The sequence below is a fragment of the Saprospira grandis DSM 2844 genome, assembly GCF_000275825.1.
Classification (GTDB): Bacteria; Bacteroidota; Bacteroidia; order Chitinophagales; family Saprospiraceae; genus Saprospira; species Saprospira grandis_A.
In genome coordinates this window covers 1,094,182-1,111,720 of record NZ_JH719942.1, presented here as the reverse complement: position 1 = coordinate 1,111,720, position 17,539 = coordinate 1,094,182, and the positions used below count along the sequence as shown (strand labels likewise).

The following is a 17,539-nucleotide window of genomic DNA, read 5'->3' as shown; positions in this document are numbered from 1 at the left end:
ATTCAGACGATTTTATTCCTAAGACTTATGTTGATCTGGACTCATATACGGACCCTGTTCCTCCTCCTTTTCTGTTCTGCCTGGGCAACTACTACGCTCTTGGCACAGCTAGATGGTAGTGAGCTCAACGGTACCCAAATCCTAAGACCTACAGCCGAAGACTCTTCGGAGTTGCGCTTGCAACGACTCGAAAAGCTGCGCGAGAAAGATACCATTATTGAAAATAAGGTGGTCTTGGAGCTGAGCCAAACCCGCTTCAGAACGCTAGCCCGCCACTGGTGGGGTATGCCTACGGAAACTGACCGAAAGGTAATGGCTAAGGGCCGCTACTCTCGATACGAAAAACCTTTGGGCGCTGATGAAATGTATGAGCAAGAACCTGCCGTATATGTACAGTCTACTCAGATTAACAGTAAACAAAATTTAGTGGTTTGGGGCTGGCACCCCGCCTGGGCCGGCGATAAGTTTCATAACTATAATTTCGGTCTACTTACTCATGCCGCTTTTTATGCCTATAAACTTAACCCCTTTACCGGAGGCTATGAAGATTTTGAAGCCATTGATCAGTTTAAAAATGGCGATTTTGTAAAAACAGCCCATAAAGATAGCTGTAAAGCCATGCTTACGCTTTCTTGCCATAGAGGCGAACGTAGCGAAATCTTCTTCACTTCGGCCAAGGTGGTCCAACGCAACCTGATTGATAGCCTTATTTCGGTGCTCAATTATGCAGGTGGCGATGGCATAGAAATTAACTTTGAAGAACTCCCTATTGAGTATAAAGCCGATTTTCAAGACTTTGTCCGAGAGCTTTCTTTTGCCCTAAGAGAAGAAAATCCCAATTTTACTATCGCAATGAGCTTGCCGCTACGCGATCCCGAAAAGGTCTATGACTTAGGCTTTTTGCAAAATTGGGTAGACGTTTTTATCGTCTCTGCCTATAATTTCCACCTCCGCCCCACAGGGGTAAGTAAGGTGCCCCTAACGCCCTTGCTCAAGCCAGAAGCCAAATGGAAGCGTAGCTATATGAGCTACTCAAAAAATATTAGCCTCGATTCGGTGCTCCGCACTTCTTCTGCCATTAAAAGCATTGATCTACTACATACCGATAGCTATAAAAAGCAGTTGCTCGATACCTTGAATATGTATATCCTCAGAGCTGGAATTACCAACCTAGAGTATAATACCTATGATTTGGGGACCGTTTTGGGCATTATCCGAGCAACTCAAGATCTAAGAGATGACCCTTATTTGCGCCGAGCCCTAAAAGCAACCGCCTGCCGGGCAGAACTGGCCAAATATTATGCAGCCCGCAATCCCGTCAATATGTTTTTGTTTGAGCCAGAGCAGGACACCATTCAAATTCATGAATTTGACCTTTTCTCTGGCCTAGAAGGCATTATCTCCGAATCGGATAGCCTGGAAGAAAGTCTGGAGGAAACCATTGACCGCTATGTTCAGGAAATTGGAGCCAAGCACAGCACTAGCTTGGTCCTTGGCTTGCCTTACCACGGTGCGGTTTGGGCACTAGAAGGCGATAAGGGCGTGAGCTTTGAAGGCTATATGGCCTATTCTGAAATTCGGAATTTGGCCCGGGCCAACCGCCTTAAGGTGCGCTACGATAAAATGCACAATAGTATGATTGGCGTTTTGGTAGATACCCTAGGCAATCCCTTGAAAGAAATTTACTTTGATAACTCGACGAGTTTGGGCCTGAAAATGGACCTCGCACTAGAAAAGAAAATGGGCGGTGTGGCCGTTTGGGCCCTCAGCTATGATCATGGTTATACCGAGCTTTGGCGAACTTTAGAAGAAAAATTTGCCGCTAGAGAGATCTGGAATACTAAGCTAGAGCGAATTGAACGCTATAAGGTGGCCAAGAGCAATAAAATCCATTATACGATTGCCTACCAAATTAAAAAAACAAATGGCGTAGTCTTCTCCACCCTTTTGGCCATGCTGTTTTTTATGGCCCTAGGTTTTGGCTTCTCTTTATTAGATTGGAAGGTGCGAGATGTGATGTTTTACAGTGGCGCTTTCCGGATTTTTTACTTGGTCCTTTTTGCCACAATTGTTTTGTTAATTGGCAATAATTTGGGCTTGTTCAATAATTGGGTGGCCACCTTTTTAGTAGGGACCATTTTGGGCGGGCTCTTAACTTGGGTGGCGAGCATGCTCCTCAAGCGCCAACAAAAACGATTGCCTTAGGTCCTTTTGCGGCGAGCAGGCGGCAAAGCCGCCGCAGGCTGAGGGATGGATAGCAGTGGCCGAAGGCCAGACCCAGCTTTTTGAGCGAAGCGAAAAAAGCGCAGGGCCGAGCAGACCTGCGAGCTGCGACACAGCCCGACCCGACTGAAAGGAGGGGCAGCCCCAAAAAATAAAAATCAAAAACAACCTTGTACGATATCGAGGCTAACAAAAATAGAGCATGTTTAAAATAATCGCAAGAGAGTTCATTTGGCTAATTGTGGCCCTGATCGTCTCGCTGCCTATGGCGGTGGTGTTCCTTTGGTTCTTTGGTTATACCAGAGAGGTGGTGAATATGAGTGAAATTGAGCGCAACTGGGTGTTCTGGATGTACTTGATTGGTTATTTCACCTCCTTTTTGGGCATCTATATTATGCGTTTTATTGCGCTTTCTATCAAAACACTAACTCAGCCAGAAGCTGAGGAGGAAGAAGAATAAGGATTATGATTGATAAAGTTGTCACGGCGGTGGTGGGCGAGCTCAACCGCTTTTTGCAGTCTAAACACAATATTTTAGAAGAGAAAGTCATCATTTCTCATTTGGTTAATGCCGATGGCTCGATGGCGGTGCAAGAGGCCGATAAGATCGTGATGACGATCATTAACATTGAGGCCGAGCGCAATAAGAGCAGCACGGCGACTTATCAGCCCAATAAGCGAGGGAATTTTACTAAGGTGACCCCCCCAGTTGAAGTCAATATATATATGTTGTTCTCGGCCTATTTTACCAATGAAAATTATTTGGAGGGCCTTAAGTTTGTTAGCTCGGTGATCGCTTTTTTCCAAAGCCGCCAAGGCGTTTTTAATGAGCAAAATACGCCCGCACTTTCGGGCAGCCTCAGTCGTTTGGTGGCCGAAATGGTATCGCCAGATTTTCGCGATATTTCTAATGTTTGGAATGGGGTAGGGGCCAAGTATTTGCCTTCGGTGCTCTATCGCTTCAAAACAATTCCGATTGAGCATAAAAAGCCCGAGCCAGAAATTCCTTCTATTCGCAAGATTTAGGAAGGTTTGGGGCCTCCTGCCTTCGGCAGGCGCTACGTTTCGGGGCTCGCTGTTCGCTCGGCCCTGCGCAGGCTTTGCCTGCTCGGTCTGGCCTGCGGCCCCCCCTGCACATCGCTAGGCCAAATGGGGCGGCTGTAGTTGGGCTTTGTCGCTTAACTAATGACAGTGTGATATTAGCTAGGTCTACGAAAAATGCCAACTGGGCCTAAATTTTAGCTTTTATTAAAAAAAAAGAAAAAAAACTGCGAATAAACTTTGCAGACCAAAATTAAATTCTCTAATTTTAAGGGACTTAAAGCAGAAGAGCTTAATGAAGAGACGTAAATTTAGCAGGCGAGGAAATCCGATGGAGCATCATATGTTGCTGAACATCCAAACTCGCTATAATCAGCTATTAAACATAGCGATCCTGCACGATTACTTTGATGAGCAGATCTGTAAAGATGTAGTTCTTAGTCCTACTTCCGATACGGTTTTTCGCCTAAAGCAAAATCAGCTTAAAACGGCCTTTGAGGGCAATAATTTGCTGATTGGTTATGGCGAGACAGTTTCTGGAGGGCCGGCTTTAGAAAGTTTGGAAAAACCTTTAAAGTTAAGTTTTTGGATGAAGGTAGAAGATGCTTTCTTCCTTAACTATACGGGCCTCCCTTATGAGTTTGGTGATTATATTTATCACTTTACAAATCGGGCCGAAGATAAGATTGAAGATGAGGAGGGCAATTTGTCTAATGATGAGTTGGTTTCTGAAATGGATCGCTTAGCACTTGAAGGCCCTGTTTTCCGCTACGAATTTGATGATGAAGAGGAGGATGCGGAAATCGAGGTGGTAGATGAGTTGGGCCAGTCTTATTTCTTTTTGGAGCAGGAAGGCGAAAATGCCCATGTAGATGTGGTTATGCCTGATGCCCCAGCCGGAAAGTATATTTTGCAGCTAGACGGCTTGGAAGAGTATACTTTTTATTTGGCTCCTGAGGGAACTGCCGGAATTTGGGGCGTGGTGGATATTTATATCGATAAGGAGGATGACAGCCCTTACCGCTTTTTTGATGAGCAGGGAAAGTTGTTGTCTAAAAGAGAGTATAACATCCATTTCCCTGCTAGGGCTTTACCTTGGCACTACTATATAGTAGAAATGAATGAGGATAGGCAGCACAAAGGACATGAGGCCTACGATAATGGCCGAGCTGGCGAAACAGTAGACTTTGAAGAGGCCGAGGAGGTGCTTATGCCTTCTGGCGAACTGGCCGTTTTGGTCAAAACTTCAGCGCCCATTCCTTTTAAGGAAAAACAGCTGAGCCGCTTTAAGCTTCGGACCAAAAGAGGCAAAAATGGAATCGAATGGATTACAGATTTACCTAACCATTCAGCAAAATCAATATTAAAAACAGATTTTAACGTTGAGAATGCTGTGTTTTCCGAAATAATTGTATATTTGTAATCAGATGACAAAATAAATTTGTAAATCAATTAAACTTTTCAAAATAAATTAAATCATGGCAAAACAGTATGCAACACCAGGCGTTTATATCGAAGAAAAAAGCGCCTTTTCGAATTCTGTTGTAGCAGTAGGAACTGCTATCCCTGCTTTCATTGGCCACACAGAGAGAGCCGCTGCTGGTAAGCGCGACTTGACCAACACGCCAATGCGCATTACTTCATTGGTTGAGTACCTATCTTACTTTGGTGGTGCTCCCAAAACTACTTTCAACGTTGATGCTGAAGGTGACAACTATACCGTTTCTGTTGATGCCGGTAACTACATGTTGTTCCGTAGCCTTCAAATGTTCTACGCTAACGGCGGTGGAACTTGCTACATCGTTTCTGTTGGTGGATACAACGACGACGTTTCTCCCAAGACCCTAGTGGGTACTGAGAACGGTGGTGGTATCACTGCTTTGTTGAAGGAGCAAGAGCCTACTTTGCTTGTAGTTCCCGATGCTATCTCTTTGGAAGAAGGTGACTGTGGTACAGTACAACAAGCAATGTTGAAGCATTGTGGTGCTGACACTCGTAGCCGCTTCGCTATCCTAGACGTATGGAACGGTAACGAATCTCGCAGCATGCTAGATGATGATGTTGTAACTTGCGCTCGTGAGGCTTATGGCAACAACTTCCTAGACTTCGGTGCAGCTTACTACCCTTGGTTGAAAGCTACTGTTGTTCAAGCTGATGAGTTTGACTATACTAATGTTGCTAACCTAGAAGGTTTCGTTGAGTTGCTTAACAAAGAAGTAGATGACAACGTAGCTGCTGGTTTCGTTAAAGCTGAAAAAGGTGAGTTGATCAAAGCTGAAATCGCTAAGATGGCTGACGCTGATGCTAACGTAACTGCTGTACACAACATCATGAAGGCGGTAAGCCCCGTATACAATGATGTATTGGGTCAAATGCGCGATATGTTGAACGTATTGCCTCCTTCTGGAGCTGTAGCTGGTCTTTACTCTTTGGTAGATAGCACTGTAGGTGTATTCAAAGCGCCTGCTAACGTATCAGTTTCTTCTGTAACTGGACCTACTGTAAACATTTCTGCTACTGAGCAAGAAGACTTGAACTTGCCCTTGAGCGGTAAAGCAATCAATGCCATCCGTCCTTTCGTAGGAAAAGGTACTTTGGTATGGGGTGCTCGTACGCTAGACGGTAACAGCCAAGACTGGCGCTACATCAACGTACGTCGTACTATGATCATGTTGGAGCAGTCTGTGAAGTTCGCTTGTGAGCCTTTCGTATTCCGTCCCAATGACGCTAACACTTGGATCGCAGTTAAATCAATGATTGGTTCTTTCTTGCGTAGCCAGTGGCAAGCAGGTGCTTTGGTAGGTGCTACTGAAGATCAGGCTTTCCAAGTTGAGGTTGGTTTGGGTACAACTATGACTCCTCAGGATATCCTAGATGGTTACATGAAGGTTTCTGTAAAAGTAGCTATCTCTCGTCCTGCTGAATTCATCGTTATCACTTTCCAGCAGAAAATGCCCGGTGGTGCTGAGTAAGCTTTGTGCTTAACTTAGAGATCACTATCTAAAGCATTTTAGCCTTTCTCTTGGGCTCAAACGGGAGAGCATCAACATTTTAAATTTAGATCATACTTTTAAACGCCATATATCATGTCTGCAACAACAGAATGGCCACTGCCTAAGTTTTATTTCTCTATCGAGATTGACAATATCCCCAACACTTTGGGCTTCCAGACAATCGAAGGTCTTGAGACTGAGATTTCTGTAATGGAGTACCGTGCAGGTAACTCTACCAACTTCTACAAGACTAAGCGTCCCGGTTTGATGTCTTATAGCAACATCACCTTGAAGAAGGGTACTTTCCAGAGCGATGACTACCTCTATCAGTGGTACAAAGAGCTTTCAGTTGACCACCAACACACTGAGCGCCGTACTGTAATCATTCACTTGATGAATGAAGCTGATGAGATCGTTTTCACTTGGACGCTACTCAACGCTTTCGTTACTAAGTTTACTCCTACTCCTTTTGACGCAGAAGCTGACTCTGAAGTCGCTATCGAAGAACTTGAGTTCTGCTGCGAAGAGTGGACTATGGAAACTGCATAAGTTTAACTTAGCTTAGCAATAAAATAAACCTGGCAGGTAAAAACCTGCTAGGTTTTTTTTGTGCTATCAAGATTTTTTCTTTAATTTAGTAGCCTAAAGCGCTTAACTTATAAGCAGCCTTAACTCCTTGATAATGAAAGGCAGTATCGCTAAGCGCTATTTTTAGGGCATAGGCCCAAAAAAATCTTGCCTTGGCCCTAGTATTTAGCGAGTTAACTTGGGCAGCCGCTTTCTCAAAAATAGATGTTATGAGTTCAGATTCCACAATGACTTGGCCCCTAACGCGCTTTAGCTTTCGGGTGTTTATTGGTCCAATTGAAATGTCTTTTCAAACTGTAGATGGTTTGGAGGCTGAAATTGGGGTGATTGAGTACCGCGATGGTAATTCTCCCTTTTTTGGAAAGGAGCGCATGCCCGGTATGTTGCAGTACAGCCGTATTACCCTTAAAAAAGGATCGTTTTCTCAAGATGATCAAATGAGCCGTTTGTTTGACCAGGTAGCGGTGAGTCGAGAGTATACTTCTCGCCGAACTATTGAGATCCACCTTTTGGACCACAATATGGAGACGCAGTTTATCTGGCGACTTGAAAAGGCCTTTATTACAAAATATATTCCCTCTAACTTTGATGCCGAATCTGAAAATGAGGTGGCTGTAGAAGAAATGGAGTTTGCCTTCCGTCATTTTGAAACGGAGGTGGGCGGTTAGGATAAAATACCGCTTAGCATATTAACTTTTAGACCAATCGCTGTAGATAATCCCAATAAGATATGAATAATACCATTAGCCCATTTGAGCGCTTCTTAGATGAAGTCATGAAAGAGGACGAAAAAACGACCTCACCTATTCCTGCCTTCTATTTTGATGTGCAGATGTATGATCAGAAGCATGAAGGGAATAGCTTTTTGGCTGGAGTTGCTAAAGGGGCTGTAGATACCTTTGTAGGAGGAATGGTTGGAGGAATGATGAAAAAGGCAATCAATAAGATAGACGGTGGCGGAGCTAATGGCTTGCCTACGCCAGGTGATACCAATATTCATAACTCTTTTATTGAGGTGAGTGGTTTGGAGATTGGTTTGGAGGGAAAGAAGACGTATAATGAGGGGGGCTACAATTACCCCATTGACTTGCCCGACAAAATGAAAAACTCGGCCATTACGCTAAAGCGATTGGTGCGTCCCGATATCATTAAAAGCTCGGATCCTTGGACCAAATGGTGTGAAGAAAGTTTTGAGGCCATGGCTTCTTGGAATGAGCAAATTAAGCTCAAGGGGATTCAGGTAAATGTAATGCACCCCAACTTGACAAAATCTGGAAAGCCGCAAATTTTGATTTCTATGGAGTTTAATTTTGCCTATCCCTCTAAAATGAGTTTGAGCTCGCTCAACTCTACTTCAGAGGATTTGCTGGTCCAAGAAATTGAACTTTCTTACGCTTTCTCTAAGGTGGTAGCTCATTAAGCGAAGCCGTTTTTGGCCTAGCGCTGTGGAAGGGTGGCCCGTAGGGCCAGACCAAGCAAAATGAGCGTAGCGAAATTTTGCGAAGGGCCGAGCAGGCTTGCGAGCCCTGCAACATAGCGGCGGGCGAAGCCCGCAGGCCCCCAAAAAACCTGCTTAAAAACAGCAAAAAAATATACAGCTTATGGCAGTAACAGTAAAAGAAATGAATGTCAACACCAATGTGAATGCACAAAATGCTGGGGGCAAAGGTCAGGGAAAAGAAGATGGAAAGGAACAGGGAAAAGGCATGACCGAAAAAGATAAAGAAATCCTGATTCAGGAAGCGGTGCGCCGAGCAATGGAAGCTTGGGAGTACAAAATGAATCGATAGAATTGACTCAATTAACTAGAAGATAAATAAAGAAAAATGGCAGATTCTCCAGTAAAAGGCATGGGCGAAGGCTATCTGTCGGTACTTGTACTGATTGATGGAACTGAGGTGCCTAAAACAATGGTCGTGGAGAGTGTAGATATTGTTAAGGAGCTGAATAAAATTCCTTATGCACGTATTACACTTAAGGACGGAGATACTCGGGAGCAAAAGTTTCCTACCTCTGAAGATGCCATGTTTGAACCAGGCAAGGAGGTAGAGGTGAAAGCGGGGTATGGCCCAGGTAAGGAGGAAACTCTTTATAAGGGGATTTTGGTGGAGCACGGTATCAAGCAGTCTAATTATAGTGGTGCCTCTTTGGTGCTCAAGTGTAAGGATAAGGCGCTCAAACTAACGGTTGGTCGTAAAAACAAGGTGTTTTATGAGCAGGCAGACTCGGATATTATTTCGGCAGTGGTGAGTGAAGCTGGACTTTCTGCAGATGTGGAAGGGACCTCGGGCACACACAAAAAACTGATTCAGTATTGGAGTACGGACTGGGATTTTATCCAGTCTCGGGCCGATGTGAATAGCTTGGTGACCATTATCAATGATGGCGAAATTACGATTAAGAAACCTACGGTGAGCGAAAAGTCTGAACTGGTCATTTCTTATGGAAATGATTTGGTGGAGATGGATATGAATATCGATTCGACTCATCAATATACGGAGGTGGGTGCTACTTGTTGGAGCCATACCGACTTGGCTATTGTTACAGCCGATGGAGCCAAACCTGCTGTAAATGCTCAGGGGGATTTGGACTCTGGAAAGCTGGGGGCAGTGATTGAACCCAAAAATACGGTCAAAACAACTCCGCCAGTGACTAAGGATGTGATTCAGTCTTGGGCCGATTCTGTTTATCAAAGAGGACATCTTTCTCGTATCCGAGGCAGCCTCAAGTTTTATGGTTCTGCTAAGGCGGAATTGGGCAAAACGATTGAGCTATTTGGCTTTGGAACTCGCTTTGTCGGCGATGCTTATGTTAGCCGAATTCGCCATACGGTCATGAAAGGCCAATGGTTGACCGAGGTGGGCTTGGGTATGGACCCTCAACCTTATATGGAGGCCAATATTACGGCTAGCTCTCGCCCCGCAGGCGGAATGTTGCCCGCTATTCATGGGCTGCAACATGGGGTGGTCAAGCAAATTGACTCGGATCCCGATGGCGAATTTCGCGTCCTGATCAATATCCCAATTATTGATGACCAAGCCGGGGAGGGCGTTTGGGCCCGTATGGCGCATTATTATGCTACCGAAGATTGCGGTTTTGTTTTTTATCCCGAAGTAGGGGATGAGGTGGTGGTTGGCTTTTTCAACTCAGACCCCACTTATCCGGTCATTCTGGGCTCTATGTATAGTAGCGGCAGAGGAATTACGACCGAGGAAACGCATATTCCCGCAGACCCCAACATCTTTAAGTCGATTTCTATCAATAAGGGAAAAACCCGAATTGAACTTCAAGATGATCCAGGCAAAAATATTGTCAAGATCATTACAGAAGACAAGATGATTATCGAGCTCAATGATGATGAAGATACGATCCTGATTGAAGACCCCGTAAACGTCAACAAAATGTTGATGGATAAGAACGGGATTCTCTTCGAGACCGATGGCGACTTTGTCGTTAAAGCCAAGAAAAATATTAAAATGGAGGCCGACATTAACATCGAGACAAAATCAAAGTCCGATACCAAAATGGAGGCGGTCGCCAACTTCTCTATCAAGGCCCTTGCCGTTAAAGGAGAAGGCTCTACCACTATGGAACTCAAAGGTTCTGCCTCGGCCAAATTGGAAGGCGGCGGACTTTGCGAAGTGAAAGGTGGTATAGTAAAGATTAATTAACAGTATTAAAATCAATAAGTTATGGGAATGCCCTCTGCTCGAATTGGCGATATGCACGTTTGCCCCGCCGTTTGCCCCGGTCCTTCACCTCATGTAGGTGGGCCCATTGTTAGCGGTGCCGGTACCGTTATGGTTACCGGAATTCCAGCCGCCCGCCTTGGCGACTCTGCCGTCTGTGCCTGCGCAGGCGATTCTATTGCCTCTGGCTCCGGAACGGTCATGATTGAGGGGAAACCCGCTGCCCGTATCGGCGACTCTTGTGGCCATGGTGGTGCCGTAGTGGCTGGTGCTCCTACTGTATTGATTGGGTAGTTTTTGGGGCCTCCGCAGCAAAGCTGCGGCGCTATGCTACAGGGCTCGCAAGTCTGCTCGGCCCTTCAGCCCTGCGGGCTTCGGTCTGGCCTGACGGCCACCCTTCCGCAGCGCTAGGCCAATGCAACTGCCCGCTCTGCTCTTAAGATAAATAGTTGATCCCAATTTTTAGACGATAAGAAATTTCTAAGCATGTCAGACGATATCCAAAAATCATTTTTAGGCTCAGGCTGGAGCTTCCCGCCCCGCTTTAGCGACTCTACCCGCGGAATTGTGATGTCTCAAGATGAAGAAGATATTAGGGAATCCCTTAATATCCTTCTTTCTACTCTCCCCGGCGAACGAATCATGAACCCTAGCTATGGTTGCGATATCCATAGCCAGGCTTTTCAAAGTATCAATAACGCTACCCGAATCCGTATACAAGATCTCATTACTACGGCTATCCTTTATCACGAACCCCGTATCCGCCTCATCTCTGTAGATGTAGACGAAAGCGAGCAGCTCCGTGGCCGTGTGAATGTCAATGTGGTCTATGAAATTAAGGGCGTAAATGCTCGTAATAATATGGTCTATCCCTTCTATCTCGCAGAAGGTACCGAACTCTAATTCCTTTAGACCCCACTACTATCACTATCAGAACAACAATAACCATCTCTTAAGCGCATCTTAGCATGAGTACCAAAAAGAATAAATCTAGCCTGTCCTGGAATGGCGTAACGCAGAGCCAACGATTGCTCAAAGCTCTCATCCCAGAATATATTAAGGTAGATGAACGCTCTACTAGTGACCTCCTCGCCTTTTCGGCCAAATATGCCGAAATGGTCCAGTTTTATGACCAAACTAATTCCCCCGCAGGAGATTGGTCGCGCTTTTTGCGCAATGACCTCTCGGTGTTCTTGGCCTCTATTATTGCAACCGATCTTAAAAAAATTGAGCAGGAACACGCCAAATATATTACCGAGCTAGAAAATGCAGCCCGCACCACAGGCCGCCTAGAAGCGCTTAAGGCCCTCTATACACAGGTGTTCGACATGGCCAAACAGTTTAATGACTGGTATGTGCATGCCCTCAAAATGAATACCCTCCAACCCGGCGATACCGATGAACTAGAGAACGAATTAGAGAACGCCATCAAACAGCAACTCTCTTCCAATTTAATCGAACTCCTAGAACAAGATCGCTTCCTCGAGTTTCACCAAACAGGTACCTATAGCCCCAATGAAATTGAAGAGCATTTTCATAGTATCTGGTTCCCCTCTAAAAAGTTGCTCTCTGCCCGCGCTATCGAGGCAGAAGACCCCAGAGCCAACTTCAAAATTCAAGACTATACCAAAAAGATCCGCCTACAGTTTCGGACCTTCTATAGCGTGCTCTCTTATATCGTACAAGAAGCACCAAAATATCTAGAGAAATCACTCAAAGAAAAAGATGATCACCGCCCCGATTTGGCGCTCTTTATCGCTTTCGTGAAACTCTTTAAACATAATCAGGACCACCTGAATACCCTCACCGAAAAGCATCTCGATTTCTATTATTACGATGTGCTCAAAATGCAAGAAAGAGGCCTGCAACCCGATCAGGTGAATGTCTATTTCAACTTAGCTAAACATATTGATAGCTTCTTCCTGCCCGCAGGCACACTCCTAGACGCTGGCGTCGATGAAGACGGTAAAGCTATTCGCTATAAAACCGATTATGGCATAGAACTAAACCAAGCTAAAATAGATGAAGTCAAGACGCTTTTTGTGAGCAAAAATCCCAAAATCGGTATCGGGAGCTCTTATCGCCTTATCACAAATATGTATGCCGCCCCTATCGCCAACTCTAGAGATGGCCTAGGCAAACGCTTTATCAATAATGAAGAGGAATGGCCCTCCTTCGGAGAAGAATTACTCGAAAAAGCCTCCGATGAACGCCAAATGGTCTATGCCGAAGTAGGCTGGGCCATGGCTGCCCCTATCCTCGAAATGGAAGAAGGCCACCGTAGTATCAAGTTGCGCATGCGATTCGATAAGTCTTCTATGTATACCCTAAATCTTCTGATTAAGGATATTAGCCGAAATCAAGGCCTCTCTAAAGAAGATGCCTTCTCTAAGGTCTTTAAAAATAGCCTGAAGTTAGTCCTCTCTGGAGAAGAAGGTTGGATCGAAGCCAAAAGCTGCGAACTCCTTCCCCCAGAAAATTGGAATATCCCCGAGTTTAGCCTGCTCGCTACCGTATCCGCCAATGCCCCCGCTATCGTAGGCTATAATGCCAATGTCTTAGGCCCCGATTTCGATACTAGCCTTCCCGTTATGAAGGTCCTCCACAAAAACGAAAATGTGACCTACTCTTACTCTTTCCTTAAAGAGCTAAGCCTAGAACGCATTAACATTGATGTTGAAGTCAAAGGAATCAAACGCCTCAACCTAAGCAATGAATACGGCCAACTAGAAGGTAGTATCCCTTTCCAAGCTTTTGGCCCTACCCCAAAGCTAGGCTCTTATCTCCTTATCGGAAAAACCGAGCTCTTCAAAAAGGAACTGACTAACCTCAAAATCAATATCAATTGGCATAATCTACCCGATAATACAAAAGGCCTCCGTGGCTATTATCGAGAATATGGCCTCGGTATCCGCAATGAAGATTACCGAATCAAATTGTCGGCCCTCCAAGAAGGGGAGTTCTTCCCCAAAAATAAGAACAATGTTAAAGAGTATTTCCTCTTCGAACAAGATGAAGATAATGTTCATGGCATTAGTAAGACTACCTGCCTAAATCATATCGACCTTAAACTCTTTGACCTAGAACCTCAGGCCAACCTTAAACAAATTGATACCTATACCAGCGAAACCCAAACGGGCTATTTCCGCATGGAATTGACCAACCCGCCCTCGGCTTTCGCCCACGATGAGTTTCCCAATCTCTACGCCGATGTGGCTGCCCATAATGCAGACCCCAAAACGAAGGAGAAAAAGAAACTCCCCAACCAACCTTTTACACCCGTTATCCGAAATATGAGTATCGACTATACCGCTACGGCCCAAGTCAATATCATGTCTATCGGTACCGTAAATAGCTCTGGAGCTGTGGCTGAAGAGTTGTTCCATATCCACCCCTTCGGTGTGATGCGCAACTTCTCTCAAGGCCGCCCAGTTAAACCCACTCTGCTTCCCGCCTACGATGAAGACGCTTACCTCTTCCTCGGAGTCAAAGATTTTAATCCACCCGCTACGCTCTCTATCTACTTCGAACTCAAAGAAAATCAAGACTATTTTTCTATGATGAAGGGCCGAAGCAGCGAAGCAAAACAGGCCGAAATCGTTTGGAGCTTCCTCGTTAATGACGAATGGAAGGAGTTCTCGCAAACCCAAATCCTAAACGATACCACCAATTTCTTTAATAACTCCGGAATTATCACTTTCGATATCCCCAGAGATATTTCAGATAATAATACCATCTTCAAAAAAGGAAAGTTCTGGCTGCGCGCCTCGCTCCGTGGCGACGCTAGCCGTATGCCCACCATTTTGCACCTCTCTACCCAAGCCATCTCGGCAACCTGGGCCGGAAACCCCGAAGAGGAGGTGAAACACTTAGAAGAAAAATTAGCCCCCAATAAGATTAAAAATCTGGCTAGCCCATTGGTCCAAATTCGCTCGGTCCAACAACCTTTTGGCTCCTTTGAAGGCCGACCCGGCGAAAATAAAAAAGAATTCTATACCCGAAGCAGCGAACGCCTCCGCCATAAAGGTAGAGCCGTCTCTGCCTGGGATTATGAACGCCTTATCCTCGACCAGTTTCCCGATATCTTCCAAGTTAAATGTGTGACGCATATTGGCAATGAAGAGTTCATCGAAAAAGGACAGGTGGTCCTCGTTGTTGTACCCAGAATTAAGGCTTCTCACCAAGGCCGACTCCCCATGGTCAATAACGCCACCCTAGAGGCTATCCGCGATTATCTCATCCCGCTAGCTTCGCCTTTTGTCGATATCAAACTCCGTAATCCTATCTACGAAAGAGTGAAAGTGGCCGGCGGTCTCCGCTTCCAAAAAGGTATGAACAACGGTACCTTCCTCAAAAAATTGAATAAGGATATTATGGACTTTGTCTGCCCCTGGATGTATGGCGGCCAAAGAGAACTTGAATTAGGCGGCACAATGGCGAAGGATGTCCTCCTTAGCTTTATCGAAAAAAGAGAATATGTCGATTTTGTCACTAAGTTTTCTGCCGTGCAGGTCTTCCCCAGCGGCGAGGGCTTCGATGTAGGTGATACCGCTATCGATAATTCTTCTTCTCCCTTGCTCAAGGCTACCACGCCTTGGTCTGTCCTCATTCCTTTCGAGAAAAATCCACTCTATCTCCTCGACGAGGTGGCCTTCCAGTCTCCAGCCAAAGCTGGCCTAGACAATATGATGCTTGATGGCGACTTTGTAATGACCGAAGAACGAGAATTAGACGATTAAACAATAGTATAAAACATAACCGATTTGGCCCAGAAGTCTACGCACTTTTGGGCCTTTTTTAGTGCTATAAGATCCATTTTTTGGGGCCCGCGGCCGCCCTTTTTAGTAGGGGCGGCCGCCGCTATGCTGCGGGGCTCGCAAGCCTGCTCGGCCCTTCGTTTTTTTCGCTGCGCTCAAAAAACTCGGTCTGGCCTACGGCCACCCACTCCGCAGCGCTGGGCCATGGCTCGCTGCGCTCGCAGGCGGCTGCGCCGCCTCGCCAAAGCCCAAAAAACAATAAATAAAGGCGTTATTAAGAAAATCTAAATTATAAAATCGTTTTGACTGCGCCTTTTCCAAACAATTTTTTAAATTTGATGGCATTCACCCGCCTTTACATTTAAGAGTTTGTTTAAAAATTTCGTTTTAGGAAAATAAGTATAAAGGCTAAATAGTGTAGACTCGCCCAGTTGTCGGCTTTTCTTTCAAAACGAATGAGTAAAATTTTGAATGCGTCAATCCATGCGTTAGTTCGCTCAACAGAAAAGCGTTCTTTGTAAAGTTCCTCATCTATAATATCTTGATAATAAGCTTTTTTTCTATTTCTTTTGTTGTGGTCAATATTAGGGATAATGCCCATTTTTTGGCAGTTTTCTCTAAGTTTTTTGCTATCAAACCCTGCATCAGCATTCATAAATAAACCATCAGGAGAGATGTCTGAAAGCTGCAGATCGGCAAGCATTTTTTGGAAATGACTCTCGATTTCAAACAAATCATTATGGTTTCCCGCAAAAGGCGGAGACATAGCGATTGGCAGCCCATTTTTATCTGTGAGAAAGAGAGCATTTGTGGTTTTGGACTTTTTTCGGCCCTGATAACCCACAGCTTCGCCCCCTCTTTTCGCTGGGGTATGACTTCCGTCAAGCTGTATACTAGATAAATCTAAACAAGATTTTTCATGGGCTAGAAATTGGATCCACACTTTTTGCCAAATACCAGACTCGGACCAGCTATTGAAGTAGTAATATACTGTTTGCCAGCAAATTAGAACTTCGTCAAAAAAAGATTGTATCGGTAATTCTCTCCACTGACAACCTGTTTTAAGCCTATAAATTATCGCTTTAACAATTTGCCACAGAGGCGCTTTGGTTTTTCGAGCCAATTTTTTTTCGGGAAAAAATGCTAATATTTTTTCCGTAATAAATTCTTTTGATAAATTCACAACCATGTTGCAAAGCCTTTTTTTGTTTTTGTCGTAATCAACAATAATAAGCGCTTTGCAGCATTTTTTTTTGCCTTAGTCTAGCTGCTGACTAAAAAATTTAAACAAGCTCAAGTTAAAGTATCCAACTCAATGGCTTTACTCACGCGTAGCACACTCAAAAATTTATTCAAAAGGGGGATGGTCCCCACTGAAGTGAACTTTGCCGACCTTATCGACTCTACGGTCAATAAAGTAGACGATGGTTTTTCCCAAAGTTCAACTGAGGGCCTTATGTTGGCCACTCAGGGCCCAAATAAGCGCTTGATGAGCTTCTATCAAAGCATCCGAGACCCTCAGGCCTCTTTTAGCATTTCTATGAACCCCACTCCACATAGTGAAGGACTCAGTTTTAATGATGGCGAAAATGAAAGCCTTCTTTTCTTACGTAAGGGAGGTAATGTAGGGATCGGGACCACTTTGCCCAATTTTAAGCTAGAGGTGAATGGCATGCTTGGAGCAAATGGTCGGGTAGGCACTTTTATTCAAGGAGAAATCCCTGCCGATGGCCGCTGGCACCCGATCGTTTCAGATTTGGAGGGCGTTCAGGCTTTTGAAATTATTGCCCATGCTGCTGGCCGAAAGAAAAGAGCGAAGTATGCCCTTACTTATGCAATTGCCACGGCTACTTATGGCCAAGGGGTGGTCAAGCATGTAAAAGCAAGCTATGGTTTGTTTTGGCGGAAAATCAGTTTCCGTTGGACGGGCGCAGAAAACAATTTCAGACTAGAAGCAAAAACAGCTGGAAATTACGGGTACTTGGATAAGGAAGAGAAGAAACAGGCGGTACTTCGCTTTTGGGTATCTAAGCTCTGGGATGATACGAGCATGATGCCTAAGGGCCAATCTACAGCGATGAACTTAGATGATGATGGGGATGAATAATTAGACATCATTTCATTAAAAAGAGCGACTGAAGTTTTCAGTCGCTCTTTTTTTGGTCCAAAGGTTTGGTGTTTTGCGATCTACAGGCCCGAAGGGCCGCAGGCCTAGCGATGCGGCGGGGTGGCCGCAGGCCAGACCAAG

Annotated in this window: 15 protein-coding genes; 14 read left to right on the top strand and 1 reads right to left on the bottom strand. The window is 45.0% G+C overall.

Features of this window, described 5'->3' with window-relative positions; genetic code table 11:
• Positions 1–27: 27 nt before the first annotated feature.
• The 13 genes from SAPGRDRAFT_RS05180 (at position 28) to SAPGRDRAFT_RS05115 (ending at position 15,273) form a co-directional block, all read left to right on the top strand.
• Positions 28–2,205, top strand: a complete 2,178-nt coding sequence (locus SAPGRDRAFT_RS05180; RefSeq protein WP_002657749.1) for a glycosyl hydrolase family 18 protein — start codon at positions 28–30, stop codon at positions 2,203–2,205.
• A gap of 220 nt (positions 2,206–2,425) precedes the next feature.
• Positions 2,426–2,683: a hypothetical protein gene (locus SAPGRDRAFT_RS05175; protein WP_002657748.1), complete on the top strand. Its 258-nt coding sequence runs from the start codon at positions 2,426–2,428 to the stop codon at positions 2,681–2,683.
• 5 nt (positions 2,684–2,688) lie between these two features.
• Positions 2,689–3,249 carry a DUF4255 domain-containing protein gene (locus tag SAPGRDRAFT_RS05170; protein WP_002657746.1) on the top strand — a complete coding sequence of 187 codons (561 nt, stop codon included), beginning with the start codon at positions 2,689–2,691 and terminating at the stop codon, positions 3,247–3,249.
• 310 nt (positions 3,250–3,559) lie between these two features.
• On the top strand, positions 3,560–4,687 hold the full coding sequence (locus tag SAPGRDRAFT_RS05165) for a hypothetical protein (protein ID WP_002657745.1): 1,128 nt from the start codon (positions 3,560–3,562) through the stop codon (positions 4,685–4,687).
• A gap of 55 nt (positions 4,688–4,742) precedes the next feature.
• On the top strand, positions 4,743–6,236 hold the full coding sequence (locus SAPGRDRAFT_RS05160; protein WP_002657743.1) for a phage tail sheath family protein: 1,494 nt from the start codon (positions 4,743–4,745) through the stop codon (positions 6,234–6,236).
• Positions 6,237–6,350: 114 nt separating this feature from the next.
• Positions 6,351–6,806, top strand: a complete 456-nt coding sequence (locus SAPGRDRAFT_RS05155; protein ID WP_002657742.1) for a phage tail protein — start codon at positions 6,351–6,353, stop codon at positions 6,804–6,806.
• A gap of 248 nt (positions 6,807–7,054) precedes the next feature.
• Positions 7,055–7,513, top strand: a complete 459-nt coding sequence (locus SAPGRDRAFT_RS05145) for a phage tail protein (RefSeq protein ID WP_002657740.1) — start codon at positions 7,055–7,057, stop codon at positions 7,511–7,513.
• Positions 7,514–7,575: 62 nt separating this feature from the next.
• Positions 7,576–8,265, top strand: coding sequence for a phage tail protein (locus tag SAPGRDRAFT_RS05140; protein ID WP_002657738.1), 690 nt, complete (start codon positions 7,576–7,578; stop codon positions 8,263–8,265).
• A gap of 181 nt (positions 8,266–8,446) precedes the next feature.
• On the top strand, positions 8,447–8,635 hold the full coding sequence (locus SAPGRDRAFT_RS05135; protein ID WP_002657736.1) for a DUF5908 family protein: 189 nt from the start codon (positions 8,447–8,449) through the stop codon (positions 8,633–8,635).
• A gap of 36 nt (positions 8,636–8,671) precedes the next feature.
• Positions 8,672–10,516: a type VI secretion system tip protein VgrG gene (gene vgrG, locus SAPGRDRAFT_RS05130; RefSeq protein ID WP_002657734.1), complete on the top strand. Its 1,845-nt coding sequence runs from the start codon at positions 8,672–8,674 to the stop codon at positions 10,514–10,516.
• Between the two features lie 21 nt (positions 10,517–10,537).
• Positions 10,538–10,828: a PAAR domain-containing protein gene (locus tag SAPGRDRAFT_RS05125; protein WP_002657733.1), complete on the top strand. Its 291-nt coding sequence runs from the start codon at positions 10,538–10,540 to the stop codon at positions 10,826–10,828.
• Positions 10,829–11,020: 192 nt separating this feature from the next.
• Positions 11,021–11,437: a GPW/gp25 family protein gene (locus SAPGRDRAFT_RS05120; RefSeq protein WP_002657730.1), complete on the top strand. Its 417-nt coding sequence runs from the start codon at positions 11,021–11,023 to the stop codon at positions 11,435–11,437.
• Between the two features lie 65 nt (positions 11,438–11,502).
• Positions 11,503–15,273: a hypothetical protein gene (locus SAPGRDRAFT_RS05115; protein ID WP_002657729.1), complete on the top strand. Its 3,771-nt coding sequence runs from the start codon at positions 11,503–11,505 to the stop codon at positions 15,271–15,273.
• 391 nt (positions 15,274–15,664) lie between these two features.
• On the opposite strand, the gene SAPGRDRAFT_RS05105 is transcribed toward SAPGRDRAFT_RS05115, so the two are convergent.
• On the bottom strand, positions 15,665–16,480 hold the full coding sequence (locus tag SAPGRDRAFT_RS05105; protein ID WP_002657728.1) for an IS5 family transposase: 816 nt from the start codon (positions 16,478–16,480) through the stop codon (positions 15,665–15,667).
• Positions 16,481–16,606: 126 nt separating this feature from the next.
• Here SAPGRDRAFT_RS05105 and SAPGRDRAFT_RS05100 point away from each other — a divergent pair, with 126 nt between their 5' ends.
• Positions 16,607–17,398, top strand: a complete 792-nt coding sequence (locus tag SAPGRDRAFT_RS05100) for a hypothetical protein (protein ID WP_002657722.1) — start codon at positions 16,607–16,609, stop codon at positions 17,396–17,398.
• Positions 17,399–17,539: the final 141 nt, after the last annotated feature.

Bases quoted from the DNA above. Each gene is read 5' to 3' on its own strand.
- SAPGRDRAFT_RS05180 (WP_002657749.1), top strand. From the start codon at position 28: ATGTTGATCTGGACTCATATACGGACCCTGTTCCTCCTCCTTTTCTGT.
- SAPGRDRAFT_RS05175 (WP_002657748.1), top strand. From the start codon at position 2,426: ATGTTTAAAATAATCGCAAGAGAGTTCATTTGGCTAATTGTGGCCCTG.
- SAPGRDRAFT_RS05170 (WP_002657746.1), top strand. From the start codon at position 2,689: ATGATTGATAAAGTTGTCACGGCGGTGGTGGGCGAGCTCAACCGCTTT.
- SAPGRDRAFT_RS05165 (WP_002657745.1), top strand. From the start codon at position 3,560: ATGAAGAGACGTAAATTTAGCAGGCGAGGAAATCCGATGGAGCATCAT.
- SAPGRDRAFT_RS05160 (WP_002657743.1), top strand. From the start codon at position 4,743: ATGGCAAAACAGTATGCAACACCAGGCGTTTATATCGAAGAAAAAAGC.
- SAPGRDRAFT_RS05155 (WP_002657742.1), top strand. From the start codon at position 6,351: ATGTCTGCAACAACAGAATGGCCACTGCCTAAGTTTTATTTCTCTATC.
- SAPGRDRAFT_RS05145 (WP_002657740.1), top strand. From the start codon at position 7,055: ATGAGTTCAGATTCCACAATGACTTGGCCCCTAACGCGCTTTAGCTTT.
- SAPGRDRAFT_RS05140 (WP_002657738.1), top strand. From the start codon at position 7,576: ATGAATAATACCATTAGCCCATTTGAGCGCTTCTTAGATGAAGTCATG.
- SAPGRDRAFT_RS05135 (WP_002657736.1), top strand. From the start codon at position 8,447: ATGGCAGTAACAGTAAAAGAAATGAATGTCAACACCAATGTGAATGCA.
- vgrG (WP_002657734.1), top strand. From the start codon at position 8,672: ATGGCAGATTCTCCAGTAAAAGGCATGGGCGAAGGCTATCTGTCGGTA.
- SAPGRDRAFT_RS05125 (WP_002657733.1), top strand. From the start codon at position 10,538: ATGGGAATGCCCTCTGCTCGAATTGGCGATATGCACGTTTGCCCCGCC.
- SAPGRDRAFT_RS05120 (WP_002657730.1), top strand. From the start codon at position 11,021: ATGTCAGACGATATCCAAAAATCATTTTTAGGCTCAGGCTGGAGCTTC.
- SAPGRDRAFT_RS05115 (WP_002657729.1), top strand. From the start codon at position 11,503: ATGAGTACCAAAAAGAATAAATCTAGCCTGTCCTGGAATGGCGTAACG.
- SAPGRDRAFT_RS05105 (WP_002657728.1), bottom strand. From the start codon at position 16,480: ATGGTTGTGAATTTATCAAAAGAATTTATTACGGAAAAAATATTAGCA.
- SAPGRDRAFT_RS05100 (WP_002657722.1), top strand. From the start codon at position 16,607: ATGGCTTTACTCACGCGTAGCACACTCAAAAATTTATTCAAAAGGGGG.